Origin of the sequence: Actinomyces capricornis (assembly GCF_019974135.1) — a bacterium.
In the GTDB taxonomy this organism is placed as follows: Bacteria; Actinomycetota; Actinomycetes; order Actinomycetales; family Actinomycetaceae; genus Actinomyces; species Actinomyces capricornis.
On the sequence record NZ_AP025017.1, the window covers coordinates 2,721,576 to 2,747,600 of the forward strand.

19 protein-coding genes and 1 tRNA gene are annotated in these 26,025 nt (G+C 72.8%); 15 read left to right on the plus strand and 5 right to left on the minus strand.

Going from position 1 to position 26,025, the window contains the following annotated elements; translation table 11 throughout:
• Nucleotides 1–332: 332 nt before the first annotated feature.
• From acnA to MANAM107_RS11190, 6 genes are all read left to right on the plus strand, one after another.
• Nucleotides 333–3,023, plus strand: a complete 2,691-nt coding sequence (gene acnA / locus MANAM107_RS11165; RefSeq protein ID WP_223913139.1) for an aconitate hydratase AcnA — start codon at nt 333–335, stop codon at nt 3,021–3,023.
• 493 nt (nt 3,024–3,516) lie between these two features.
• Nucleotides 3,517–3,762: a helix-turn-helix domain-containing protein gene (locus MANAM107_RS11170; RefSeq protein WP_223908406.1), complete on the plus strand. Its 246-nt coding sequence runs from the start codon at nt 3,517–3,519 to the stop codon at nt 3,760–3,762.
• Between the two features lie 749 nt (nt 3,763–4,511).
• The gene (locus tag MANAM107_RS11175; protein ID WP_223908409.1) at nt 4,512–5,408 is read left to right on the plus strand and encodes an alpha/beta fold hydrolase; all 897 of its coding nucleotides are present in this window, start codon (nt 4,512–4,514) and stop codon (nt 5,406–5,408) included.
• The gene (locus MANAM107_RS11180) at nt 5,390–5,947 is read left to right on the plus strand and encodes a TetR/AcrR family transcriptional regulator (RefSeq protein WP_223908412.1); all 558 of its coding nucleotides are present in this window, start codon (nt 5,390–5,392) and stop codon (nt 5,945–5,947) included. Before MANAM107_RS11175 ends, MANAM107_RS11180 begins: the two co-directional genes overlap by 19 nt.
• A gap of 686 nt (nt 5,948–6,633) precedes the next feature.
• Nucleotides 6,634–7,980, plus strand: coding sequence for a dihydrolipoyl dehydrogenase family protein (locus MANAM107_RS11185; protein ID WP_263421965.1), 1,347 nt, complete (start codon nt 6,634–6,636; stop codon nt 7,978–7,980).
• Between the two features lie 67 nt (nt 7,981–8,047).
• The gene (locus MANAM107_RS11190) at nt 8,048–8,506 is read left to right on the plus strand and encodes a tRNA (cytidine(34)-2'-O)-methyltransferase (RefSeq protein ID WP_223908419.1); all 459 of its coding nucleotides are present in this window, start codon (nt 8,048–8,050) and stop codon (nt 8,504–8,506) included.
• Between the two features lie 48 nt (nt 8,507–8,554).
• Here the strand turns inward: MANAM107_RS11190 and MANAM107_RS11195 are convergent, their stop codons facing one another.
• Nucleotides 8,555–9,406, minus strand: coding sequence for an SDR family oxidoreductase (locus MANAM107_RS11195; RefSeq protein ID WP_223908422.1), 852 nt, complete (start codon nt 9,404–9,406; stop codon nt 8,555–8,557).
• Nucleotides 9,403–9,978: a YbhB/YbcL family Raf kinase inhibitor-like protein gene (locus MANAM107_RS11200; protein ID WP_223908426.1), complete on the minus strand. Its 576-nt coding sequence runs from the start codon at nt 9,976–9,978 to the stop codon at nt 9,403–9,405. Before MANAM107_RS11200 ends, MANAM107_RS11195 begins: the two co-directional genes overlap by 4 nt.
• 260 nt (nt 9,979–10,238) lie before the next feature.
• On the opposite strand from MANAM107_RS11200, the gene imuA' reads away from it, so the two are divergent.
• Nucleotides 10,239–11,126, plus strand: a complete 888-nt coding sequence (imuA', locus tag MANAM107_RS11205) for a DnaE2-dependent mutagenesis accessory factor ImuA' (RefSeq protein ID WP_223908429.1) — start codon at nt 10,239–10,241, stop codon at nt 11,124–11,126.
• Nucleotides 11,123–12,850 carry a DNA polymerase Y family protein gene (locus MANAM107_RS11210; protein WP_223908433.1) on the plus strand — a complete coding sequence of 576 codons (1,728 nt, stop codon included), beginning with the start codon at nt 11,123–11,125 and terminating at the stop codon, nt 12,848–12,850. Before imuA' ends, MANAM107_RS11210 begins: the two co-directional genes overlap by 4 nt.
• A 2-nt stretch (nt 12,851–12,852) precedes the next feature.
• On the opposite strand, the gene MANAM107_RS11215 is transcribed toward MANAM107_RS11210, so the two are convergent.
• A complete protein-coding gene (locus tag MANAM107_RS11215) occupies nt 12,853–13,575 on the minus strand; it encodes a phosphatase PAP2 family protein (RefSeq protein ID WP_223908435.1) in 723 nt (240 codons plus the stop codon).
• A 136-nt stretch (nt 13,576–13,711) separates the two neighbouring features.
• Here MANAM107_RS11215 and MANAM107_RS11220 point away from each other — a divergent pair, with 136 nt between their 5' ends.
• The 5 genes from MANAM107_RS11220 to MANAM107_RS11240 all read left to right on the plus strand — a co-directional run bounded on the left by MANAM107_RS11220 (nt 13,712) and on the right by MANAM107_RS11240 (nt 22,376).
• Entirely contained in the window at nt 13,712–14,356 is a 645-nt protein-coding gene (locus tag MANAM107_RS11220; protein ID WP_223908438.1) for a thymidine kinase, read from the plus strand.
• A 130-nt stretch (nt 14,357–14,486) separates the two neighbouring features.
• The gene (locus tag MANAM107_RS11225) at nt 14,487–15,257 is read left to right on the plus strand and encodes a SatD family protein (protein WP_223908442.1); all 771 of its coding nucleotides are present in this window, start codon (nt 14,487–14,489) and stop codon (nt 15,255–15,257) included.
• Complete coding sequence (locus MANAM107_RS11230; RefSeq protein WP_223908445.1) at nt 15,254–16,054, plus strand: beta-carotene 15,15'-monooxygenase; 801 nt, start codon at nt 15,254–15,256, stop codon at nt 16,052–16,054. Before MANAM107_RS11225 ends, MANAM107_RS11230 begins: the two co-directional genes overlap by 4 nt.
• A 441-nt stretch (nt 16,055–16,495) precedes the next feature.
• Nucleotides 16,496–18,805 (plus strand): HNH endonuclease signature motif containing protein, encoded by a 2,310-nt coding sequence (locus MANAM107_RS11235; RefSeq protein ID WP_223908448.1) that lies wholly within the window; start codon nt 16,496–16,498, stop codon nt 18,803–18,805.
• 40 nt (nt 18,806–18,845) lie between these two features.
• Complete coding sequence (locus MANAM107_RS11240) at nt 18,846–22,376, plus strand: error-prone DNA polymerase (RefSeq protein WP_223908452.1); 3,531 nt, start codon at nt 18,846–18,848, stop codon at nt 22,374–22,376.
• Nucleotides 22,377–22,422: 46 nt separating this feature from the next.
• Here MANAM107_RS11240 and MANAM107_RS11245 read toward each other — a convergent pair whose 3' ends face one another.
• Entirely contained in the window at nt 22,423–23,673 is a 1,251-nt protein-coding gene (locus tag MANAM107_RS11245; protein ID WP_373314103.1) for an AI-2E family transporter, read from the minus strand.
• Between the two features lie 304 nt (nt 23,674–23,977).
• Between MANAM107_RS11245 and MANAM107_RS11250 the strand changes: the two genes are divergently transcribed.
• Together MANAM107_RS11250 and MANAM107_RS11255 are read left to right on the plus strand one after the other, a co-directional pair.
• The gene (locus tag MANAM107_RS11250) at nt 23,978–24,859 is read left to right on the plus strand and encodes a D-hexose-6-phosphate mutarotase (RefSeq protein WP_223908457.1); all 882 of its coding nucleotides are present in this window, start codon (nt 23,978–23,980) and stop codon (nt 24,857–24,859) included.
• Nucleotides 24,860–24,982: 123 nt separating this feature from the next.
• Nucleotides 24,983–25,070 (plus strand) — tRNA-Leu (locus MANAM107_RS11255).
• 92 nt (nt 25,071–25,162) lie between these two features.
• Here the strand turns inward: MANAM107_RS11255 and MANAM107_RS11260 are convergent.
• The gene (locus MANAM107_RS11260) at nt 25,163–25,900 is read right to left on the minus strand and encodes a DUF805 domain-containing protein (RefSeq protein WP_223908460.1); all 738 of its coding nucleotides are present in this window, start codon (nt 25,898–25,900) and stop codon (nt 25,163–25,165) included.
• Between the last annotated feature and the right edge of the window lie 125 nt (nt 25,901–26,025).

Below are 26,025 nucleotides of genomic sequence, written 5' to 3' on the forward strand. Positions count from 1 at the left end.
CAGTCCGGCGATCCCCCGGGCGCCCCTGAGGGGAACTGGATCGTTACCCGGGTCACATGGCTGGATGCTTGAGCTGCGCCGTCGGCGGTGTTGGTGCGGTCGCCGCTCGCCCCGGTGCAGGCCCCTGGCGGCGGGCCTGGCGCTCCTGTTGGACGCAGGGCCCTGGGAGGTTGTGTGCGGGCGCCGTGACGTAAATGGGCGGCGGTGTGCCGATACCAGGGAGGCCCGGGCAGTCATTGACGGCGGATGACACGGCCTTGGGTAGCCTCCGCCGTGGAGACCCCGCGCAGGCGGGGAGGATGCGGACCAGCTTGACTGACAGGAGCAACCCGGTGGCCAGTATCAACACCTTCGCCTCGCGCGACCTGCTCGATGTGGGCGGGCGCGCCTACGAGATCTTCCGCCTCGACGCGGTTCCCGGCCTGGAGCGGCTGCCCTACTGCCTCAAGGTGCTGGCGGAGAACCTCCTGCGCACGGAGGACGGCGCCAATGTCACCGCCGAGCACGTGCGCGCCCTGGCCGACTGGGACCCCCAGGCCGAGCCCGACACGGAGATCCAGTTCACCCCGGCCCGCGTGGTCATGCAGGACTTCACCGGGGTGCCGTGCATCGTGGACCTGGCCACCATGCGCGAGGCCGTGGCCGACCTGGGGGGCGACCCGGAGGTCATCAACCCGCTGGCCCCCGCCGAGATGGTCATCGACCACTCGGTGCAGATCGACTCCTTCGGGCTTGCCGGCTCCCTGGAGCGCAACAAGGAGCTGGAGTACGAGCGCAACGCCGAGCGCTACCAGTTCCTGCGCTGGGGGCAGGGGGCGCTGGACAACTTCCGCGTGGTGCCCCCGGGCACCGGCATCGTCCACCAGGTCAATATCGAGTACCTGGCCCGCACCGTCTTCACCCGCCGGGCCACCGGCCCCGACGGCGATGCCGTGACTCAGGCCTACCCCGACACCTGCGTGGGCACCGACTCCCACACCACCATGGTCAACGGCATGGGCGTGCTCGGCTGGGGCGTGGGCGGTATCGAGGCCGAGGCCGCCATGCTCGGCCAGCCCGTGTCCATGCTCATCCCCAAGGTGGTGGGCTTCCGGCTCTCCGGGGCCATCCCCGCCGGTGCCACCGCCACCGACGTCGTGCTGACCATCACCCAGATGCTGCGCGCCCATGGCGTGGTGGGCAAGTTCGTGGAGTTCTACGGCGAGGGCGTGGCGCAGGTGCCGCTGGCCAACCGCGCCACCATCGGCAATATGAGCCCCGAGTTCGGCTCGACGGCGGCGATCTTCCCCATCGACGAGGTCACGCTGGACTACCTGCGCCTGACGGGGCGCTCCCCGCAGGACGTGGCCCTGGTGGAGGCCTACACCAAGGCCCAGGGCCTGTGGCACGACCCCTCGCGCGAGGCCGTCTACTCCGAGTACCTGGAGCTGGACCTGTCCACGGTGGTCCCCTCCATCGCCGGCCCCAAGCGGCCCCAGGACCGCATCGACCTCAGTGCCTCCAAGGAGGCCTTCGCCTCGGTGCTGCCCTCCTACGCCTCGGAGCGCTCCAGGCCCACCGCGGTGACCCTGGCCGACGGCACGGCCACCGAGCTGGACCACGGGCATGTGGCCATCGCCTCGATCACCTCGTGCACCAACACCTCCAACCCGAGCGTCATGGTGGCGGCCGGGCTCCTGGCCCGCAACGCCGTGGCCCGGGGCCTGCGCTCCAAGCCCTGGGTCAAGACCTCCACGGCTCCCGGCTCCCAGGTGGTCACCGACTACTACGAGAAGGCGGGGCTGTGGCCCGCCCTCAACGAGCTGGGCTTCAATGTGGTGGGCTACGGCTGCGCCACCTGCATCGGCAACTCCGGCCCGCTGCCCGCCGAGGTCTCCGAGGCCGTCAACGAGGCCGACCTGGCGGTGGTCTCGGTGCTCTCGGGCAACCGCAACTTCGAGGGGCGCATCAACCCCGATGTCAAGATGAACTACCTGGCCTCCCCGCCCCTGGTCATCGCCTACGCCCTGGCCGGGACCATGGACTTCGACTTCGCCACCGAGCCGCTGGGGCGCGACTCGGAGGGCAACGAGGTCTTCCTGACCGATATCTGGCCCGACCCCGCCGAGGTGCAGGCCACCATCGACGCCACCATCGACCGGGAGATGTACACGCGCGACTACGCCGACGTCTTCGCCGGTGATGAGCGCTGGCGCAGCCTGGAGACCCCTGAGGGCGAGACCTTCGCCTGGGACGAGTCCTCCACCTATGTGCGCAAGGCCCCCTTCTTCGAGGGGCTGACCATGGAGCTGACCCCGGTCAGCGACATCGAGGGCGCCCGGGTGCTCGCGCTCCTGGGCGACTCGGTGACCACCGACCACATCTCCCCGGCCGGTGCCATCAAGCCCGACTCCCCGGCGGGGCGCTACCTGGCCGAGCACGGGGTGGCGCGGGCCGACTTCAACTCCTACGGCTCGCGCCGCGGCAACCACGAGGTGATGATCCGCGGCACCTTTGCCAACATCCGGCTGCGCAACCAGCTGCTCGACGGCGTCGAGGGCGGCTACACCCGCAACTTCCTCACCGGCGAGCAGGAGTCGATCTTCGACGCCTCCCAGGCCTACCAGGCCGCGGGCGTGCCGCTGGTGGTCCTGGGCGGCAAGGAGTACGGCTCGGGCTCCTCGCGCGACTGGGCGGCCAAGGGCACGGCCCTGCTGGGGGTCCGGGCGGTCATCACCGAGTCCTTCGAGCGCATCCACCGCTCCAACCTCATCGGCATGGGCGTGGTGCCCCTGCAGTTCCCCGAGGGGGAGTCGGCGGCGAGCCTGGGGCTGGATGGCACCGAGACCTTCTCGATCACCGGCCTGACGGCGCTCAACGAGGGCGTGACGCCCAGGACGGTGGCGGTCACGGCCACCAGGGCCGATGGCACGCAGATCGGTTTCGACGCCGTCGTGCGCATCGACACCCCCGGCGAGGCGGACTACTTCCGCCACGGCGGCATCCTGCAGTACGTGCTGCGCCAGCTCGCCACTCGGGCCTGAGCGCCACCTGGCTCTGGGCCTCACCGAGCATCGGATGCTGCCTGGGGCCGTCCTCGGCCCTGCGCCGGGTGCGACTGCGCTCCCCAGGCAGTGGTTCTGACTGCTGCGCGCCGGCCTGTCCACAGCCCTGGCGCCTTGCCCGGGCGTGGGTGTCGTACTGATGCCCACAATGACCACCACATGTGCGCACACTGCCGCAGTGGATGCGATGGACTGGGTGGGAGGAACGATGGCTGATCTATGGCCGGTGACGGGGTGGACCCCGGATGGCGACGTCGATGACGCCGGCGGCTTGGAGTCGTGGGGTGAGGACCGGGGGTCTTGGGATGCTGATCCCTGGCAGGCTCCCGGTGATCGGCCCGAGGCGGGCGGGCCCGGCACTAGGGTGCCGGCGGCGCGGGGGCATGAGGCGGGGAGGTACCGGGCTCAGTCCCCATCCAGGTCCCACGACTGGTCTCAGGACCGGCCTCGTGGTCGAGCGCGCGGGTCAGCGGTGCTGGAGGGCAGCCTGGCCGAGGTGGTTGCGGGCAACATCCGCCTGGAGGCGGCGAGGGTCGGGGTGTCCCAGGCGGAGATCGCCAAGATCCTGGGGCTCTCGCGTTCCGCGGTGTCGTTGAGGTACAGGGGGCGGGTGGAGTGGGGGATCACGGAGGTGGAGCTCGTCGCCTGGTACCTCAATCTTCCAGTGACCGACCTGCTCCAGAAGCGCGCCCGACCCCGCCGCGAACTGTTCTTCTGATCTGTGCCCCTGTGTCCCTGGCTGTGCCCCCGGTTGGCTCCGTGCCCCGCGCCCTCACCGGTGGGCCGTCCCGGCTGGCCGCTGGGGTGCCACATGTGAGGTCGTTCTTGTGATGTCACCTGGGGTGGAATGTGTCCAGGTGAGCTGGCGTGAATTCAGGGAGGGTGGAATGCGTCGCGCTGAGGTGGCCTGGCGCGAGCAGGGGTGGAGGATCTCTGCACCTACCGCGTCGATGAGAGACTGCGCGGGTAGGCAGGGTCGGCACCACGAGGTGCAGCCCCTATCTGCTTGCGCAGTCGCTTAGCGGGCGGTGGTGTCCTGCGGGGGCGGCGCCGTCGGCATTTTGCGGGGGACGGCTGCAGTTCGCAGGTGTTGGCTGCACTTTGCAGGTCTGCCAGGGGTGCAAAGTGCAGCCGAGTCCTGCAATGTGCAGGTGAGCCCTGCAATCTGCGGCCGACGCTTACCACCGCGCAGCGCCACCACCCACCTACCTGCGCAACCTCTTATTAGGGCTGGCGCTGATTGTGGTGGGCTTGCCGGTGTGCGGTTGAGCGTGATTCGGGTGAGCCGGTCTCGCGGGGTGTGAGCGGAGGTGACATCGCCAAAATGACCTCCCCTGGACCCTCACGGCACGGCGCCGCGGTCAGCGGCTGCACTGTCCTCGGTGGCTACGCCGTCGAGTCTGGGCGGTGGCGGGGCCTCTCGGGTGATGGGGCCCTTGAAGGATCGCAGTTAACTATACTAGGGTTATGGCTATGAACATTAGCTACCTTCATGTGCCGGGTGGCCGGATCGCCTTCTCGCAGTCGGGCAGTGGCCCGCTGGTGGTGTGCTCACCGGCGATGGGGGACGTGCGCCAGGCCTACGACCCCCTGGCCCGCAACCTGGCCGACGCGGGATTCCGCGTGGTGGCAGCAGACCTCCGGGGCCATGGTGAGAGTGATGCCACCTTCGAGTCCTACGGCGATGAGCCCACCGCCCACGACCTCATCGCCCTCATCGAGTACCTCGATGCCGGCCCCGCGATCCTCATCGGCGCCTCCATGTCCGCCGCCTCGGCGGTGATCGTGGCGGGCAGCCGCCCCGATCTGGTGCACGCCCTCGTACTCATCGGCCCCTTCCTGCGCGGCCCGGCGGGCCCACTGGGAAGGACCCTCATACCGTTGGCCCTCCGGCTCCTCCTACTCAGGCCCTGGGGACCCCGGCTGTGGCGCAGGTACTCGGTCTCCCTGTGGCCGGGACTCACAGAGGCCCCGCATCGCGCGGCGGAGCTCACCGCGCGGCTGCGCGGGCCCGGCCGCTGGCGCGCCTTCCAGCGCACGGCCCGCACCGACCACCGTGTCGTGGAACCCTGGCTGGAGCGAGTCGCCTGCCCATCGCTCATCGTCATGGGCTGCGAGGACCCGGACTGGAAAGACCCGGCCGCCGAGGCCGCATGGGCGGCCGGCGCCCTGGGCGGCCAGGCGGCGCGCGCCGAGATCCTCATGGTGCCCCGGGCCGGCCACGCCCCCATGCTGGAGCGGCCCGCCGCAGTATCGTCGTCGATCATCAGCCTGGCCCGGGGGTGCTCGCCTCAAGGACGGGACGCAGGCTGGGTCGCGAGCGCCGATCGCGAAGGAGTGCGCTCATGCCGCGAGCGGGACTGACCCCCCAGCGCGTTACCGACACCGCAGCGCAGCTTGTCGACCGCGAGGGGCTCCAGGCACTGGCCCTGGCCCGCTTGGCCGGGGAGATGGGCGTGGCGCCACCCAGCCTCTACAAGCACGTGGGAGGCCTGGAGGACCTCGTGGGCCGGGTGGCATCCCTGGCCGTGGACATGCTGGCCCAGGCACTGGCCGCCTCCGTCATGGGAAAGTCGGAGGCGAGCGCCCTGCGCGCACTGGGGGAGGCCTACAGGCGCTTTGCCCACGACCACCCCGGCCTCTACCCCCTGACCCAGCACCACGCCGGGGCTCTGGCCGCCAGCGCCCAGCGCACAGTCGAGATCGTCATCGCAGCCCTGGAGGGCTACCAGATCCCCTCAGAGCGCCTCATCGATGCGGTGCGCATGACCCGCGCCGCTCTGCACGGCTTCGTGGACATCGAGATCGCAGGCGGCTTCGCCCGCCCCGAGCCTGTGGAGGAGAGCTTCACTGCCCTGTTGGAGATGCTCGACGCCGGGCTGCGCCGTCTCGGCCGGGAGTGATGCCCAGACCCTCGACCACCTCTGCGTCCGGAAGGGTCGCCACCACTATCCCGGGCGCGAACAACGTGGAGCGTCGCACCCCTGGGCGATGAGCGCCTCCCCCGCGCTCGAACACCGCCGCATCCATAAACAGGAGCCACTCTCCTGGCACACCTACCGGGGTAATCCCGTCATAGGTCATGCCTGAGCGCTCCACACTGCCACATCCATCGGTAGGAAGGAGGCCTTGAGTACAGCCAGGCTCCTCTTGACAACATGGTTGACATCCACAAGATCGCTGGCCTGCACCATGCAGACCTCCACTCGCTCCTCGCCCGAGCGCCTGCTCTCCAGCAGCACGCAGTTGCCCGTCGCCCGAGTCCCCGGTGAGTCTGGGAGCAGGAGGAGAGCAGTCGCCGGGGATGTCGGTGTGAGCAGAATCGCCCACTCCCGTCCGGCCCCGCAGGAAGGAAGCGCCCCGCCCGCACTGTTCTCATCCGTGTGGCCCGCCCAGTCGGCGCAGGCCGGGCCCGCTCATGAGGCGCGCGGGCAGGACAAGAAGGGGAAGGACACCGATGACGAACCAGACCGACCAGGCCAGCACCACCGCGCAGGAGAGGGCACAGGATCAGGAGCAGGGCGGGGGCGCCGTCGAGGAGGTCGACCTCCTCGTGGTCGGGGGAGGCAAGGCCGGCAAGTCCCTGGCCATGCTGCGGGCCAAGGCCGGGGATCGCGTCGTCATGGTCGAGCGCGACAAGATCGGCGGCACCTGCATCAATGTCGCCTGCATCCCCACCAAGACCCTCATCTCCGCCGCCCGCGTCCTGCACGAGGTCCAGGGCTCAGGAGCCTACGGCGTCGAGCTGCCCGCCGATGGCGGCGCCGGCGCCCTGGCCCGGGCCCGCATCGACCTGGCCGCCCTGCGCTCCCGCAAGGAGGCGGTCGTGGGCGGCATGGTCGCCGCCCACCGCGACACGCTCTACCCGGGCTCGGGCATGGACTTCGTCATGGGCACCGCCCGCTTCATCGCCGAGCGCACCGTGGAGATCGCCCTGACCGACGGCTCCACTCGCCGCGTGCGCGGGACCACCGTGCTCATCAACACCGGGACCACCCCCGCCGTGCCCCCGATTGAGGGGCTGGCCGACGTGCCCTACTGGACCAGCGAGGACCTGCTGACCCTGCCCGAGCTGCCCACCAGCCTCGTGGTCCTGGGCGGGGGAGTCATCGGCGTGGAGATGGCCTCCCTCATGGGGCTGCTGGGCGTGCCGGTGACCCTCATGCACGCCGGGGAGCACATCCTGGACCGCGAGGACGCCGACGTCGCCGCCCAGGTCACCGCCGACCTGGAGGCCCTGGGGGTCACCGTGCTCACCGGGGCGCGCGCCCAGAGCGTCGGCCCTGCCGAGGCCGGGGCCCCGGGCATCGTCGTCACCGCCCAGGACGGCCGCCAGGCCAGTGGCTCCCACCTGCTCGTGGCCCTGGGGCGCCGGCCCGTCACCGAGGGCCTCGACCTGGAGACCGCCGGCGTGGCGCTGACCGAGCGCGGCTTCGTCGTCGTCGATGACCATCTGCGCACCACCGCCGAGGGCGTCTACGCCGCCGGCGACGTCGCGGGCACCCCCCAGTTCACCCATGCCTCCTGGAACGACTTCCGCGTCCTGCGCGACATCCTGGCCGGCAAGGAGGCCTCCACCGCCGGGCGCCTCATCCCCTGGGCCGTGTTCACCACCCCCGAGCTGGGCCACGTCGGCCTGGGCGAGGAGGAGGCCAGGGCCGCGGGCCACGAGGTGCGCGTGGCCAAGACCCCCACCGCCGCCGTCCCGCGCGCCAAGACCCTGGGGCGCACCGAGGGCTTCTACAAGGTCATCGTCGATGCGCGCACCGACCTCATCCTGGGTGCCGCCATCATCGGGCCTGAGGCCAGCGAGGTGGTCACCAGCGTCCAGATGGCCATGCTGGGGGGCCTGACCTGGCGCCAGCTGCGCGACGCCGTCATCACCCACCCCACCATGAGCGAGGGGCTCAACATCGTCCTGGACTCCCTGGGCTGATCCCGCAGCAGCACGGCGCCCCGCCCCGCCTGCGGGGCAGCACCACGGCGGTGCCACAATGGGCGCCGTGCTGCACCTGATCTTCTTCGAGCCGCGCATCCCCGGCAACACGGGGGCCGCGATCCGCCTGAGCGCCAACACCGGGGCCATGCTCCACCTCGTGGACCCCCTGTTCGACATGGACGACGCCAAGCTGCGGCGTGCCGGCCTGGACTACCACGACCTGGCCCGCACCCGGGTGCACGCCACCTGGGAGGAGTGCCTGGAGGCGGTGCCCGGGCGGATCCTCGCCTTCACCGCCCACACCCCCACCCTCTACACCCAGGTGGACTGGCGTGCCGACGACGCCCTCCTCTTCGGCCCCGAGCCCACCGGCCTGCCCGAGGGGATCCTGAGTGATGCGCGCATCAGCGCGCGGGTGCGCATCCCCATGGTGGAGGGCAACCGCTCCCTGAACCTGGCCAACTCCGCGGCCATCGGCCTGTACGAGGCCTGGCGGACCCTGGGCTTCCCCGGGGGCCAGTGATCAGGGCGGGCTGGTCGGGCCTGGTCACGGGAGTCCCTGCGGGAGCCCTCAGAGCATCCCCGAGGGCCGGATGGCCAGGTCCTCCACGACGGCGTCCATGGAGGTGCTCACCGCCAGGCGCACGGCCGAGGCCACGGACTGTGGCGTCATGTGGTCCGCGGCGCGGTAGGCCGGAACCGTCTGCCCCTCGGTGCGCAGGCGTGCGGCCTTGAGGGCGTGGAGGCGCTCCTGCATGGGGGTGTCCACCCGCCCGGGGTAGATGGTGGTCACCCGCACCTTCCCGCGCTCCTCCTCGCGCAGGGTGTCGGCCAGGGCCTTGAGGCCGGCCTTGGCGGCGCTGTACAGGGCGTTGCCGGGGCTGGAGCGCAGGCCCGCACCGGAGTTGACGAAGACCGCCAGCCCCCGGGCCTCGCGCAGCGCCGGCAGCAGCAGGCTGGTCAGATGGGCCACCGCCACCAGGTCCAGGTCCAGCACGGAGCGCCAGCGCGCCGGGGTGAGCCGGTCCACGGCCCCCGTGGCCTCCACCCCCGCGCAGTGCACGACGACATCGAGGCTGTCGAGCTGGAGACGCCCCATCGTCCTGGTCACGGCGGTGTCATTGGTCAGGTCCACCGGGCAGACCAGGACCGCCGCCCGGGACTCCTCCTCCAGGGCGGCCGCCAGCTCCTCGAGGTCCTTGACCGTGCGGGCCATGAGGATGATGTTGTGGTCGCGGGCCAGGTCGCGGGCCACAGCCAGCCCGATCCCCGAGGTCGCCCCGGTCACCAGCGCGACGGGGCGGCGCTGGTGGCGCCCGAAGGTGCTGGCCGCGGAGAAGCCGAAGGCCGGGGTGAAGGCCTCGCTGCCGCGGCGACGGCGCCCCGAGCGGAGCCCGGGGGCCTCACCGGAGTGTGGGGTCACTTGCCCTCCTTGAGGAAGGCGGGCTCGCCGGGCTGCCCGGGAACGCTGTAGGTGGCGGTGAGCAGGGCCCGGCCGATGCAGTGGGAGAGCAGGTGGAAGGCGGCGGCCCCGGGGGTCGTCTCGTCGTCGATGCCCAGGGTGTCCACGTCCAGGGCGTGCACGGCGAAGATGTAGCGGTGGTCGCCGTCGCCCGCCGGCGGGTAGGGGCCGAACCAGGCGTGGTCGCCGCTGTCGCCGGCCAGGTGGAAGGCGGCGCCGTCGAGCTGGAGGTCGCTGGCGCCCGCCCCCTGGGGCAGGGAGGTGACCGAGGCGTCCAGGTCCACGATCGTCCAGTGCCACCAGCCCGAGGGGGTCGGGGCATCGGGGTCGAAGCAGGACACGACGAAGGAGCGCGTCTGCTCGGGGAAGCCCGACCACTCCAGTGCGGGGGAGATGTTGTCGTGGATGCCCGTGAAGGCATCCGCGATGGGCTGGCCCTCCGCGATATCGGGGGAGGTGAGGGTGAAGGAGGGGACGGCGGGCAGGAGGTCGTAGGGGGCGGGCGGGCGCGGGCGTGAGAGATCGGATGCCATGAGGAGCCTCCAGAGGATCGCGGTGCTTGAGGAATGGCTCTCCACTCTAGACGGCCCGGCGCCTGCGCGTCACCGCAAGCGGCGGCGAAGCACGGTCGGAGCCGCGTGAGGTGTCGCCGGGAGGCGCTATCCTCATATCCTGAGTCGAACACACGTTCGATGCTGGGGTGAGGCTGCGAGGGGCCGTGAGGCAGGACAGGAGGCGGGCAGTGGTTCAGGCAGTGGTTCGGGCGGAGGATTGGGCTGCTCAGGTCCCGGTGGTGCCGCAGCGACCGCAGGCCGCCGCGCGGCCGCCCGCACCGCAGGGCACACCGCAGGACGCACGGCTGAGCGCGGCCCGACGGGCCCTGGTCCGGGCCGAGGAGCGGGTCGGGCTGTCCTCCAGCGGCGCCCAGGAGGTCCAGCGCGCCCTGCGCGCCACCCCCGCCCACGGCCCTGCCCCCTCCCGCCGGGAGCACGACTCCAATCGAGACCCCTGGAGCCGGCTGGGCGCCGGGAGTCCGGGGGCCGTCAGCATCAGCGGATCGACCGCACTCCTGCTGGCCGCGCTCGCCATGCACCAGGGGACCCACGGCTGGTGCGCGGTGCTCGGCGGGCAGGACCTGGGGTGGTGCGCGGCCCACGAGTTGGGGCTCGACCTGTCCCGGGTCCTGGTCGTGCCCACCGCCGGCCTGGAGCCCGCGGCCATCCTGGCCGCCGCCACCGCCCTGCTCGACGGCGTGGGCGGCCTGCTCATCGGGCAGCGGGACGCCACCGCCCTGCGCCCCCGCCACCGCCGGCTCCTGGCCGCGCGGGCCCGCGAGCGCCGCGCCACCATCCTCACCAGCGCCCCCTGGGAGGAGGCCCTCACCCTGGAGGCCGCCCTGCTCAACGCCGATGACGCAGGCCGGGAGGAGGCCCGATCCGAGGGGGCCGGCGTCGTCGTGCCCCTGCGCCCACCCTGCCCGCCCCCTCCCGCTGCCCGGGAGATGGAGACCGGCTACCTGCGCCGCCTGACCTGGTCACTGTCCGATCCCCGGCGCGGCCAGGACGCCACCACCCTGGTCCTCGGCGAGGAGGGCCTGAGCCATGCCTCCCTCGAACCCACCCCCACCGCCCCGCCCACCGAGGCGCCCGCCGCTCTGCCGGGCCGTCAGGAGGCGGGATGAGCACGCTGCCGACTCCGCCGTCCCCGACGCCCTCACCGCCCCGGCTCGTCGCCATCTGGGTGCCCGACTGGCCCGTGGTCGCCCTGACCCTGGAGGCCCGCGCCCAGCGCCGCACCACCGCACCCCACCGAGGGCCCCTCCTGCCCGACCCCGCCCTGGAGCCCGTGGCCGTCGTTGGCGCCCACGAGGTACTGGCCGCCTCCGCCCCGGCCCGCGCCGCCGGCCTGGCAGTGGGAATGCCCCTGCGCACCGCCCGCTCCCTGTGCCCCGGCCTGACCCTCGTGCCCACCCAGCCCCCACGGGAGGCCCGCAGCTTCGAGGTCGTCATGGACGCCCTGGAGGCCCACCTGCCCGCACCCCTCGTCGCCCGCCCCGGCCTGGCGGTCTCGGGCGCTCGCGGCCCGGCCCGGTGGGCGGGGGGAGAGGAGGAGCTGGCCGCCCGCCTCATCGAGTCCCTGGCCCGGGGTGCCGACGTCGAATGCCAGGTGGGCATCGCCGACTCCCTGCCCGGAGCCGTCCTGGCCGCCCGCCAGAGCACGATCGTCCCACCCGGGGCCACGCCTGAGTTCCTGGCCCCCCGCCCCCTGAGATCCGCCCTGGACTGCCTGACCACGCGCCGCCTGCGCCAGGAGGCGCTCGGCCTGCTGGAGATCCTGGCCAGACTCGGCCTGCATACCCTGGGTGACCTGGCCGCCCTGCCCCTCAAGGACGTCGCCGCGCGCTTCGGCATCATCGGAGCGCGCCTCCACCGCCTGGCCTCGGGCACGGACCACCAGGTGCCGCGGGGCCCGCGCCCCGCCAAGGACATCTCGGCGGGCATCAGCCTCGACCCGCCCGTGGAGCGCGCCGACGCCGCCGCCTTCGCCGCCCGCAGCCTGGCCGAGGACCTCTCCGACCGCCTCGTGGCCGCCGGCGCGGCAGCCGGGCGCCTGCGCGTGGAGGCCCAGTGCCAGGACGGCGGCGAGCTGACCCGCCTGTGGCTGCTGGAGACCACGCCGAGCGCCGTCGAGCTGACCGACCGCGTGCGCTGGCAGCTCGAGGGGTGGCTCGCCGGCAGAAGCGGGCGCCCGCCCACCGCGCCCCTGACGCGCCTGAGCCTGACCGCCCTGGAGCTCAGCGCGGCCGGCGCCTCCCAGGCCGGGCTGTGGCAGGCCCCCGACCAGCAGGCTGCCGCCCGCGCCGCCCGTGCCGCCCACCGCGTGGAGTCCCTCCTGGGCGCGGGAGGAGTCCAGGTGCCCCTGCTCATCGAGGGGCGCGACCCCCGCTCGCGCGTGCGCCTGACCCCCTGGGGCGAGCAGCCGGGCGCCGGCACCGGGAGCGCCGGCAGGACCGCCCGCACCGGGGCCCCTGCAGCGGGCTCTACGACCCCTGCCTGGGCGGATGCCCTGCCCCGGCCCTCGCCCTCCCTGGTCCTGGCCCGCCCCCGTCCCGCCGCCCTGCACGATGACCGCGGGCGCGAGCTGGGCGTCGACATCCACGGCCAGCTCGACGGCGATCCCGCCACCATCCGCATCGAAGGCGGTGACGGCAGTGACGGCTGGCCCCACAGGGGCGGCGCCGAGCTGAGGATCCTGTCCTGGGCGGGCCCCTGGCCCATGGATGAGGGGTGGTGGACCCCCCAGGGCCCCAAGCGCCGCGCCTACCTGCAGGTCACCACCGACACGGGGCCGCCGCTACTGCTCATGCGCTCGGGCCGGTGGTGGATCGAGGCCGTCTATGACTGAATCTATGACTGCGCTGCCTGAGCGGCCGGACCGGCCGCTGATGCCTCCCCGGGCCGGTAACGGCGCCCCTGGAGCCACAGGATGGCCAGGGCCACCAGGCACAGCCACGCCACCCCCAGGGACCAGCCCGCCAGCACGTCGGTCATCCAGTGGTACCCCAGGTACACGCGGGAGGCCCCCACCATCGCCGTCGTGCCCACCGCCGCGACCACCGCCAGCACCCTGCCCAGGAGCCCGGCCCCTCCCAGCAGCACGCAGCAGGCCAGCGCCCCGGCGAAGACCGCCGTGTTGAAGGAGTGCCCCGAGGGGAAGGACAGGGTCAGCGCCGGATCGCCCAGGAGCGTGTGGGTGCTCGGGCGCTCGCGGCCGAAGAGGAGCTTGAGCGCCACGGTCAGCAGGGAGGAGCCGATCATGGCCAGGGCCAGGCCGGCTGCCTGTGTGCGGCGGCCCGCCCAGACCAGGGCGGGGACGCAGACCAGGGTGAGGATCGTCAGGCCCGGGGTGGAGCCCAGGGCCGAGAACCCGTCCATGATCGCCGTCATCGGGGCTGTCCGTACGGTGATGGCCCAGTCGGTGACGCTCTGGTCGTAGAGGGCCGGGCCGCTCCTGTGCGTGGCGCTCAGCGCCAGCCAGGAGAAGAGACCCAGGAAGATGACGGCGAGGACGGCCAGTGTCTTGGCGCGCGCGGTGCGCCAGGTGGCGGGCAGGTGATGGGCACGGACCATGGGAGGCACAGTAGCGTCGTCGCATATGAAGGTACTGTGTCTTCTCTGTGCCGCGAGCCGCGGTGCTGCTGGCGGGTAGCATCCGCATCGTCCAGCTGCACTGACATCCGGTGACGCCTGCGCCGGGGAGGGATCGATGGCCAAGCTCTACTTCCGCTACGGCGCCATGAACTCTGGCAAGTCCACGGGACTGCTCCAGACCGCCTACAACTACGAGGAGCGCGGCCAGCGCGTGCTCATCATCAAGGCCGTGGTCGACACCAAGGGCGATGACATGGTGGTCTCCCGGTTGGGGGTGCGCCGCCGGGTGGACCTGCTGGTGGGGGAGGGTGACAACCTGCGCGAGCTGGTGCGGTGCCGGGCCCTGGGGGAGTGGGGCGCTGAGGCGGGGGAGGCGCTGCACCGGGTCCTGGACTGCGTGCTGGTCGACGAGGCCCAGTTCCTCTCCGCCGCCCAGGTGGACCAGCTCATGGAGCTGGTGCTCCTCGACGACGTCCCGGTCCTGGCCTACGGGATCCGCTCCGACTTCCGCACCCTGAGCTTCCCCGGCTCGCGGCGCCTGCTGGAGATCGCCCACTCCCTGGAGGAGCTCAAGACCATCTGCCGCTGCGGGCGCAAGGCGATCTTCAATGCGCGCAGGATCGCGGCCCCGGGGCGGGCGGGGGAGGGCGGCTATGTCTTCGACGGCGACCAGGTGGCCATCGACGCCGGTGAGATCACCTATGAGTCCCTGTGCGGCAAGTGCTACCTCGCCGCGGGAGGAGTGCTGGCGGGCGAGTGAGGGGGTGGTCGGGGTAGTGCTTGTCAGGGTTGTGAGACAAGTGGAGTCGTGGTGAGTGGCGGCGAGGCGTGGCGGTAGCGCTCCGAGGATCTGCTTGTCATTCAGCTTATACAAGCGCTACTGTGGAGGAGTGGATGCCTCCTATGCGATCATCGCGGACATCATCGGCTCTCGACACCTGCCTGACCGGGCCGGTGCCCAGCGGACCTTCCTGGCGGCCCTGGACCGGGCGGCCCAGGGCCTGGGGCTGCCCCGGCCTCCCTATGCCAGTGTCGGGGATGAGTTTCAGGCGGTGGCCGCCACGCTCGGCGATGCCCTGATCCTGACGCTGCGCACCCACCTCCTCCTGCCTCCGGGCCACGACCTGCGCTTCGGCGTCGGCCAAGGGGATGCCGTCGAGCTCGACGGTGCACGGGGGGCGGCGGGCGCTCCTATTCAGGACGGCTCGGCATGGTGGGCCGCCCGGGATGCCATCGAGCATGCGCACGCCCTCCAGGACCGGGGGGATCGCTTCGTGCGCACCTGGCTGTGCTGCTCACCGCGGGCTCCCGGCGGCCGGGAGCGGCCTGGAGGCAGTGCGCAGGGTGAGGGGCCAGGAGGCCGGGGGCTGCGCGAGCGGGAGGCGGTCGTCAACTCCGTCCTGCTCCTGCGCGACCACGCCGTCGCGCGCCTCCAGCCCCGCCAGCGCCGCATGATGGCCGGGCTCATCCTGGGTGAGAGGCAGGTCGAGATCGCCCGCGCGGAGAAGGTCAGCCAGCAGGCCGTCTCCGATCTGGCCCGAGGCGCTGGCGCGGCCATCCTGGAATCCCACCGGCTCCTGGAGGATCTCGGTGCGACTGGGGCGGCGCCTGCCGGCGGAGCGCGCAGCGCCGGCGGCGCGCGGAGCGGGGGGCGGCGATGACGGCGGCGCTTGTGCTGGCCCTGGGGGTCGCCGCCTGTGCTGCACCCGCCAGCGACATGGCGCCGGCGCGATGGCGACCCGTGGTGCGCGCCGTCGTCCTGGTGCTGGCGTTTCTGGCGGGTGCCGGCCTGTGCCTCGGTCTCGACGCGGCCCCGTGGTGGGCCTGGCTCCCGCTCATGGGGGGAGTGGTCGCCTGGGGCCTGTGGGTCGTGTCCCCTGCGGCCTCGGGGCCCTGGCCCGTGCTGGCGCGATGGGCGACGGCGATCGCCGTGCTGGGGGTCAGTGCGCTCCTGGCCCAGCCGGCTCCGGGGCGCCTGGCCGCCGCGGCCGGTGCCGTGGGGGTGGTGCTGCTCCTGGTGGGGCCCGCCAATGAGGCCGTCTCGGCACTCCTGGCCCTGGCCCGGGGGGTGCGGGGCGCTGATGGTGGTGGCGCTTGGGCTGGTGCTGGGTATGCGGACGCTGGGCGTGCCGACGTCGGGAGGGATGGGCGGCGGTCCGGGGGCGGCGCGGCGCCCGGAGTCGATGCGGCGTCCGGAGCCGCGGACGTGCCGGCGGTCAGTGTGATGCGCGGGGGCAGATGGATCGGCCCACTGGAGCGCATCCTCATCCTGCTGCTGGCGGGCGCCGGTGCCCATGAGGCGGTGGCGGCCATCGTCGCGGCCAAGGGGGTGATCCGCTTCCCCGAGATCAGCAAGGACGAGGGCGGGCGGAAGGCCGAGGAGTTCCTGGTCGGCTCCCTGGCCTCCTGGGCCCTGGCCGCGCTGGGGATCCTGCTCATCCGCGCCCTCGGGCTCTGAGGCCCCTGGGGGCTCGTGGGTCCGGGCCGGCTTCGGATGCGGCCTGGGGCGAGCGGCTGAGGCGTGCCGGGGTGCTGCCTGAGCCCGTCGAGTGCCGGGGCCTGTCCCTGATCGCCGGCTCCTCAGGGGCCGGCCGCCGAGGCCGGGCGGAGGCGGGGCGGAGTCGTGCGGTGAGCGGTTTTCATGTCGCAGGGTCTGGGGTAGACTGTACACATGTTCGAAAGTGGCGTGCTGACCCGGCCCTCTACCGCGCTTCCTGTGGTGGAGGATCGCACTGCGCGCCTGCGTTGCGTGTCCCGCGATGCCACTGTCGCCGGGCCGCTGCGGAGCACCGCTTCACAGGCCTCTGCCCGGAAGGCGCCTACTCGGCGGGCTCCTGCCTCGCGGACTCGTGACCTGCGGGTTTTCGAGGTCCAGGACTTCGAGGCCCAGGACTCTGAGGTGCAGTCTCCCGAGGCGCAGGCTGCCCTGCCGCTTCGGGCTGCGCCCCTCCCAGCGCACTGGGGTGAGCCGGAGGAGGCCTGCGAGCGGATCGCTGCGATGGCCCCCGGTGGTGCCCTGGCGGCGGTGATCGAGGCGCTCCTCTCGCCCTTGCTCGTCCCTGCGGCGACGTCTGCGGAGCCCGCCGACCCCCACACTCCTGAGGATTCTGCGGATTCTGTGGGTTCTGCGGGCTCCCGCAACGGCGGCGTCGTCGATCCTGCCACGGATCTTCTCTCGGGCATTGGTGCGGCCTCGAGCGAGGACCTGACCGCGGGTCTTGCTGTGAGCCCTGAGGCGGGGATCGCGCAGCAGGCGGCTGGCCTTGCGGTCCTGCCGTCGGACATGATCCAGGGCAGTGGGCTGCTGGCACTGGGGGCTGACGGGCTCAGTGAGCTGGTCGCCGCATGTCACCGCCTGGGCTCGTGGGCCACGTGGGCCGAGTCGATGGCGGCCGCCTGCCTGGCTCAGAGCCCCGAGTTCCGCACGGGCCCGGCGCCTTGGGGGCCGCAGGGGGCGGCGCCGCGCTTCGTGACCCCGGAGGAGAACCGCTTCACCACCTCCAGTGAGATCGCCTGCCGCCTGGGGATCTCCCGCACGCGCGCGGGCCAGATCCTTGAGCGCGGGGAGGCGCTGATGACCCCGGAGCTGGGGCCCACCGAGGCCCTGCACCGATCCGGACTGCTGGACGGGACCAAGGCCGCCCTCGTCGTCGGACGGCTCGACGGCGCTGCGTCCCACACGGCGCTGGCCGTTCAGGAGGAGGTCCTGCCCCGGGCCCCGCGCCGCACCCACGCCCAACTGGCCCGGGACCTGGACCGTGCCCTGGTGGCCCACGATCCCGAAGGCACCAGCCAGCGCCGCCAGCGCCATGTGCGCGGCAGGCATGTGAGCCGCCCGCGTCCCGCCGGTGAGGGCGTGTGGAGGATGAGTCTCCTCATGCCCACCATGGATGCCTTCCTGCTGGACGCCACCCTCGACGCCATCGCCGCCTCAGCCCGCGCCACGGGTGATGACAGGACCCCCGCCCAGCTGCGCGCCGACGCGCTGACCGCCATGACGCTCGCCACGCTGCGCACCAGTCAGAACGCGGCCTGCGCGCCCGAAGACCTCGGCATGGCTGCGGACGCACCACGTGACGGCGCTGCTCGCCCGGTCCCTGGGGGCGACGGCTACCCCATGCCCGACGGCGTTCCACTGGAGGGGCTGCTGGTCTCACTGAGCGGCCTCATGAGCTCCACGAGCCCATGGTGGATGCCCTCGGGGGAGCCGGCCCTCCACCTCCCACCGGGATTGCAGGTCCGCGTGGACGTCACCGTCCCCCTCGACCACCTCCTGCCCGGCGCCGATGCGGATCCCGGTACCCATCCCGGCGCCGGCACCACTGCTGATCCCACTGCCGCCAGTGGTACCCCGAGCAGTACTGCTGCCACTGCTGCTGCGCCCACGGCAGGGCCCGTCGCCGAGGTCGTCATCGGCTCGCGCCGCTCACCGGTCCCCGCCCGCGTCGCCCGGGCCCTGGCGGCCGGGGGCACCTGGCGCCGCCTGGTCACCGACCCGCTCACCGGTGCGGTGCTGGATGTGGGGCGCAGGCGCTACCGCCCCGCCCAGGACCTGGCCGAGCGCGTCCGCCTGCGCGATCAGTCCTGCACCCACCCCGGCTGCGAGGTCCCCGCCCGGCGTTGCGACCTCGACCACATCACGCCATGGAGCGCAGGCGGCGTGACCTCCATGGACAACCTCACCGTCCTCTGCGAGGCCCACCACCGCCTCAAGCACACCCCCGGATGGTCGCTGACCCGCACACCCGAGGGCGCCCTGACCTGGCGCACCCCCACCGGCGCCCGCTACCGCCGGCAGGCCGACGGCACCATCCACCTCCTGCCCCGGCGCCTCGGGCCCCACTCCCACCAGCACCAGGGCGCAGCAGTGCCCGCCACGCTCAGCCAGGAGATCACCGCCCCACTCCTGGAGCGCCTCGAGCGCGGACTCGCCAGCACCCACCCCGCCCAGACCCCCATCACACCGGCCGGCCGCATCATGAGCAGCAGTGCGGTGGGCCACGGCACGGGCCCGAGGAGCAGCACTCCTGAAGGAGGACCGCCCGCAGGCCTCACGACAATGCGCGCCCTCGCAGCAGCAGGCGCTGCCCTGGAGACCCGCGGGCCGGGCCCCGGACAGCGCGCCGGCGCCTTCGAGGCCACCGACTACCCGCGCGCCGCCCACCTCCTCGGTCTGGCTCCCCTGCTCGACGCCGTTCCGCCCTTCTGAAGAGACCATCCCCTCTCCGGCCGCTGACGCCCAACCTCTCATGACCAGCCCCCACCGCTACGCCGAGCTCCACGCCCACTCCGCCTACTCCTTCCTCGACGGCGCCAATGAGCCCGAGGACCTGGCGGCCGCCGCTGTCGAACTCGGCCTGGAGGCCCTGGGCCTGACCGACCACAACGGCATGCCCGGCATCGTCAAGCACGCCCAGGCCGGCCGCGCCCACGGCCTGCCCACCGTGCACGGCACCGAACTGACCCTGGCCGACGGAAGCCACCTGCCCGTCCTGGCGCGCAGCCCGCACGGATACCGCCGCCTGGCCGCCGCCATCTCCGAGCACAACCTCAATGCCGGCCACGCCCAGGAGCCCGCCCACGACCCGGCCGCCCTCGCCACTGCCCTGGAGGGGTCCTGCCTCATCCTCACCGGCACCGCCAACGGGCCCCTGCGCCGCGCCCTGGGCGACCCCCACCGCCCAGAGACCTGGGACCTCGCCGCAGCCGACGCCTGCCTAGGGCGCCTCGCCGACCTCTTCGCCGACCCCCACCGCCCCCGCAGACCGTCCGGCAGCCACCCGTGCAGCGGGCCGACCGCTGTCGGGGCGCCCACCGCACTCCTGGCAGAGCAGGGCGCCGACGTCGGGCTCGCCGTCGAGCTCACCCTCACCGCAGGCCCCACCGACGCCGCCCTCACCGAGGCCCTCAGCCGCCTGGCCGCCGCCCACCGCCTGCCCCTGGTCGCCACCGGAGCCGTGCGCTGCGCCCGCCCCCGCGACGCCCGCCTGGCCGATGTCCTGACCGCCACCCGCCTGGTCACCGACCTGGACGGGGCACGGGGCCACCTGCCCGCCATCGGCCGCTGGCTGCGCAGCCCGGCGGACATGCTCCGCCTCCACCGGAGAGCCCCGCACGCCGTGCTCACCGCCGCCCGGATCGGCACCGAGATCGCCTTCGACCTGTCCCTCATCGCCCCCGACCTGCCCGCCATCGAGGTCCCGCCCGGGCACACCCCCGCCACCTGGCTGCGCGAGCTCACCCACCGCGGCGCCCTCCGGCGCTACGGGACCCCCGAGCAGGACCCCCGCGCCTGGGAGGTCCTGGGACATGAGCTCGACGTCATCGAGCAGCTCGGCTTCCCCGGCTACTTCCTCATCGTCCACGCCATCGTCGAGTACTGCGAGCAGGCCGCCATCCTGTGCCAGGGCAGGGGCTCGGCCGCCAACTCCGCCGTCTGCTACGCCCTGGGCATCACCGCCGTGGACGCGGTGCGCCACCGCATGCTCTTCGAGCGCTTCCTGTCCCCGGGGCGCGCCGGCTACCCGGACATCGACCTGGACATCGAGGCCTGCCGGCGCGAGGAGGTCATCCAGCACGTCTACTCCCGCTACGGGCGCCACTGCGCCGCCCAGGTCGCCAACGTCATCTCCTACCGCCCCCGCTCCGCCGTGCGCGACGCCGCCCGCGCCCTGGGCCACCCCGCCGGCCTCCAGGACGCCTGGGCCTCGCAGATGGACCGCTGGTCCTCACTGCGCCCCGACGACGGCGCCCCCGCGGGCCCGGCCCCGGCGACCGACCCGGGCCACCGGGGCCAGCCGGGCCGCCGGGACGAGGAGGTGCCCGCCCAGGTCATCGATATCGCCGAGAGGCTGCTGCGCCTGCCCCGCCACCTGAGCATCCACTCCGGGGGGATGGTCCTGTGCGACCGCCCCGTCACCGAGGTCTGCCCCGTGCGCTGGGCGGCCATGCCGGGGCGCTCGGTCCTGCAATGGGACAAGGACGACTGCGCCGCCGCCGGCCTGGTCAAGTTCGACCTGCTGGGGCTGGGGGCCCTGACCGCCCTGCGCCTGGCCTTCGACGGCCTGGCCCGGCGCGGGGAGGCCGTTCCCGAGCAGCCACCGGGCGAGCACGCCGACCACGCGCCCGCCGGTGTGCTGCGCTCGGCCCAGGCGGGCCGGCCCTGGGGGCTGCACACCCTGCCCGAGGACGACCCGGCCGTCTACCGCCTGCTGTGCGCCGCGGACACGGTGGGGGTCTTCCAGGTGGAGTCGCGCGCCCAGATGGCCACCCTGCCGCGGCTGCGGCCCCAGGAGTTCTACGACATCGTCGTCGAGGTGGCCCTCATCCGCCCCGGCCCCATCCAGGGCGACGCCGTCAGCCCCTACATCCGTCGCCGCCAGGGGAGGGAGGAGGTCACGTATCTGCACGAGTCCCTCAAGCCGGCCCTGGCCAAGACCCTGGGCGTCCCCCTCTTCCAGGAGCAGCTCATGCAGATCGCCGTGGACGCCGCGGGCTTCAGCCCCGCCGAGGCCGACGCCCTGCGCCAGGCCATGGGGGCCAAGCGCTCGGCCGAGCGCATGGAGGCCCTCCACGAGCGCTTCGTGGAGGGCATGATGAGCCTTCGGGGCGCCCCGCGGGATATCGCCGAGACGCTCTTCGACAAGCTGCGGGCCTTCGCCGACTTCGGCTTCCCCGAGTCCCACGCCTTCTCCTTCGCCTACCTCGTCTACGCCGCGGCCTGGCTCAAGGCCCGCAAGCCCGAGGACTTCTACGCCGGGGTGCTGGCCGCCCAGCCCATGGGCTTCTGGTCGCCCCAGAGCCTGGTGGCCGACGCCCGCCGCCACGGCGTGAGGGTCCTGGCCGCCGACGTCTCCTCCTCCCAGGTCCAGGCCGTCGTCGAGCAGCGCCCCACCCGGGGGGAGGCGCGCGACGCCGGGACGGGCGGCGAGCAGGAGTGGGCGCCGGTGCTCCCCTCTCCGACCGCGCCCACCACCATCGACGCCCACCCCGACCTGGCGGTGCGCCTGGGCCTGGCCCCCATCAGGGGCATCGGCCAGGACAGCGCCCGGGCCATCGTGGCCGAGCGCGAGAAGGGCCCCTACCGGGACCTGGCCGACTTCGCCCGCCGCCTGCCACTGAGCCGCTCCCAGCTCGAGTCCCTGGCGGCCGCGGGAGCGCTGCGCAGCCTGGGGGTGGGGCGGCGCGAGGCCCTGTGGGCGGCAGGCCCCCTCTCCCAGGAGCACGGGAGCCGCAGAGGCCGCGGGAGGCCGCGCGCCGGGGACTGGTTCCAGCCGACCCTGCCGGGGACCGCCGTCGGCACCACGGCGCCGCCTCTGCCCGAGATGGACCACCGCTCCCGCATGGTCGCCGACCTGCGCCTGACAGGGGTCTCCACCCAGGGCTGCCCCATTGGACTGCTGCGCGAGGCCCTGAGCGGGGCGGGCATCCTCACCACCGCGCAGGTGCGCGCCCAGGACGACGGCGTGCGGGTGCGGGTGGCGGGCGTGGTCACCCACCGCCAGCGCCCCCACACCGCCAGCGGGCTGATCTTCCTCAACCTGGAGGATGAGACGGGGCTGCTCAATGTCGTGTGCTCGGCCGGCATGTGGAAGCGGTACCGGACCGTGGGGCGGCGCGCCGGCGCCCTGGTCGTGCGCGGGGTCGTGGAGCAGTCGGAGCCGCCGCTGCCCGAGGTCGGGGACGCGGCGCAGACGGGCCCCGGCGTCACCGCCCTGCGCGCCGAGCACCTGGAGGTGTTGGAGGGCGCCGCCCCCACCCGGAGCCGGGACTGGCAGTGAGTGCCGCGCTGCGGCGTCGCTCCACCGGTTCAGCGGCCCCAGCAGCTCAGGACCCCTGCGAGGAGTAGGCGGGCAGCTCCCCGACGACGGGGGCGTCCCTGACATGCAGCTCGGAGTAGACCGACCACACCACGCCGATGATGGGCACGGCGATGATCGCGCCCAGCAGCCCGGCCGCGTAGGTGCCCACGGCCACGCCGATGATGACCACCACCGGGTGGAGGGAGACCTGGCGGCCCATGATGAGGGGCTGGAGGATATGGCCCTCGATCTGACCGATCCCGGCCACCCCCACGCACACCACGATCATAGTGATGAAGCCGTCGGAGGCCAGGGCCACCACCATGGCGATGATCATGGCCGCGGGCGCCCCCACGATCGGGATGAAGGCGCCGATGAAGACCAGGACCGCCAGGGGGGCGGCCAGGGGGATGCCCACCAGTTGGAGGAAGATGCCCGCCATGATCCCATCGGTCAGGGCCACGATGACCGTGCCCCGGGCGTAGCCGGCGAAGGTGTACCAGCCGGCCCCCGCGGCGCGGTGGACGGATTCACGCATGTGGGCGGGCAGCTCGTTGAGGAACCAGCGCCACATCCTGCCCCCGGAGGCCAGGAAGAAGATCGTGGAGAAGATCGCCAGCGCCAGGACGGCGAAGACATCCACCAGGCCACTGGCATTGGACAGGATCTCGGTGGCCAGGTGCGGGGCGTTGGACTGGACGTAGTCCTGGCCCTGGCGCACCAGGGCCTGGAACTGGGTGGCCAACTCCTGCTGGGTCAGGTGCACCGGCAGGGGCCCGTGCTCCACGAAGTCCACGATGGTGTCCAGCCCATCGCTGAACTGGGTGGCCAGGGAGTTCCACTGGCTGGTCACCGAGGCCACGACGTAGGTCAGCAGGCCGGCGATGGCGGCCAGGGTCGTCAGCAGCGCCAGGAAGGTCGCCGGGTAGCGGGGCATGATCCGGGCGAAGAGGTTGACCAGGGGCTGGAGGATGGAGGTCAGGACCAGGGCCATGAACACCCCGACGAACACGGGGATGATCATGGAGGTGGCCAGGACCACCAGGGCGATCATGATGATGATGCCCAGGCCCAGCCAGGCCCCCAGGCCCCCGCGCACCAGCCATGAGGGCAGGGAGTCCAGGGCGGTGGAGCGGGTGGTGACCACCGAGGGCACGCCGGGGCCGTCCTGCTCCGCGCCCTCGGCGGGTCCCGGCGACGCCGCGGGGGCCCCGGGTGTCCTGAGCGTCGCTGCGGTGGAGGCCATGGTGCTGGGCGCGGCACTGGGGCCGCGCATCGTGGCGCGGCGGCGCTCCTCGACCCGCTCCAGGGTGCGGCGCCAGGCCGAGTGCGCTCTCCTGGGCCAGGTCAGGGGGCCGGAGGATGGGGCGGCGACGCGTGCCGGCCCGCCCGCCCGACTGCCCGCGTCCTCATCCGCCTGCTCCTGCGCGCGCGCTTCGGCCTGCTCCCCGGGCTCATCCCGGGTGGCAGGCTCCTTCTCGTCCTTCTCGGTGGGCGGATCGTGATGCTCGGACACGTGTGCTCTTCTCTTGGCCGTGATGCCGCTGACGAAACGGCCCTCAGCCTACTAGCGTGAGACCATGATCAGTGGACCATCATGCGACCCGGCACTGCGACTTCCTCCCAGCGCCGCGCTGACCCCCGGCCGGGGCGGGCAGCCCCGCCTGCTCATCGACGCCCCCGCCGGCTCCGCGGAGATCCACCTCCACGGCGCCACCGTGACCTCCTGGGCTTCCCGCGGCGGCAGGGAGGTCCTGTTCACCTCCCGTCAGGCGGTCTTCGACGGCGCCACCGCCATCCGCGGGGGCATCCCCCTATGCCTGCCGGACTTCGGGGCCGGCATCGATGGCCGGGCCGTGGTCAAGCACGGCTGGGCCCGCACGGCCACATGGACGCTGCGCTCGGTGGAGGCCACGCCCGACCAGGGGGTGCGCGCCCTGCTGAGCCTGAGCCACGACGGCCTGAGCCTGCTCTACAGCGTGGAGGTGGGCAGCCGCCTGGAGCTGACCCTGTCGGTGCGTAACACCGGCCCCCAGGTGCGCACCGTGGAGGCGGCGCTGCACACCTACCTGTCCCTCCACGACGTCACGGTCACGCGGATCACGGGCCTGGAGGGCGCCGGCTACACCGACAACCTGGCCCAGGACCCGGCTGCCGTCCAGGTCCAGGACGGGCCGGTGCGCATCAACGGGCCGGTGGACCGCATCTACGACTCCGCCAGCACCGTGGAGGTCACCGATCCCGGGCACGGGCGGCGCATCATCGTCTCCAAGCGCCATGCGCCCTCCACCATCGTGTGGAACCCGTGGTCCACCCTCAGTGCCGGGCTGGCGGATATGGCCGACGACGAGTTCCCCACCATGGTGTGCGTCGAGAGCGCGGCGGTGCGCCAGCACGCGCCGCTCATCGCTCCGGGGCAGAGCTGGTCGATGCAGGCGCGCATCGAGGTCGAGCCGATGTGATAGCCCCGGCGGGGCCCAAGTGTGAGCGGAAGCACCGGCGGGCGGCTTGGTGGGCCCCGCCACGGACGTGCTAAGTTTCTCTGCGTCGCCCCGTGGGGATCCCCCTGCGTCGGGCGCAGAAGAGTCCGAGTGGCGGAATAGGTAGACGCGCTAGCTTGAGGTGCTAGTGCCTTATTAAACGGGCGTGGGGGTTCAAGTCCCCCCTCGGACACCGCTGACGAGGCCGGAGGGCCGGGCAGTTCTTGGAACTGCCCGGCCCTCCGGCTATTGACCCTCATCCCAGGTGGGCCCGCGCCTCGCTGCTCAACTCCACTCGGGCCGGTAGAGGTCCGGGCGTGAGGGCATCAGTCCGAACACGATGGGGATGATGAAAGGACCGATGTAGGGGATGAAGAGCAGCAGTGTCAGCCACCCTGACTGCCCGGCGTCGTGCAGGCGGCGGGCGCACAGCGCGAGGTAAGGGATGGTCAGCGCAAGGTTGACCACGAGGAAGATCAGCATGGAGATCAAGAGCCTCGCGTCACTGCTAGAGGCGTCGGACTCGGCCGCAGCGGGATTCCCTGAGGAGAGGATGAAAGGAACGAAGAGCGCAACATAGCCACCGATTACGAGGATCACTAGGAACAGCTGGGTCCACCAGTACTCCGAGCGCGAGGCGTAGCCGCGGAACTGGGCGTAGCGGCGGAAGAAGCGCTTGACCGCCTCCACCGGGCTGGCACCTGGTAGTGGAGAGGCCTCTGGTGGGAGCGGGAGCATGCCGAAGCGGTGGTAGCCGCCCGGGTACGGATACGGGTAGGGGACGGTCCCCATGGCCGGGTAGCCGCCCGGGTAGGCGGGGTAGTTGCCTGGGTAAGTGAGGCCGCCAGGGTAGGTGGGGGAGGGGTACTGCCCGGTGTAGGCGGCCTGGCCGTATCCGGCGGGGAGCCCGGCATGGTCGGCTGACACAGAGGGCTGCGAGTGCCCCGGGGCGGGGCTCGGCCGGTAGTCGGGATAGGGCGAGGCCCCGGGGTAGTCGGCCTGCGAGGAGTGGCCGTCGGGCATGAGGAGGCTCCGTTCCGGTGGGAGGCGGGAAGGGTGGTGAGAATGAGCGAGAAGAGGGATCGGGGCGGGCAGCGTGCAATGATCGCGTGCTGCCCGCCCCGATGGCTCAGGATGAGTGGGTCCCG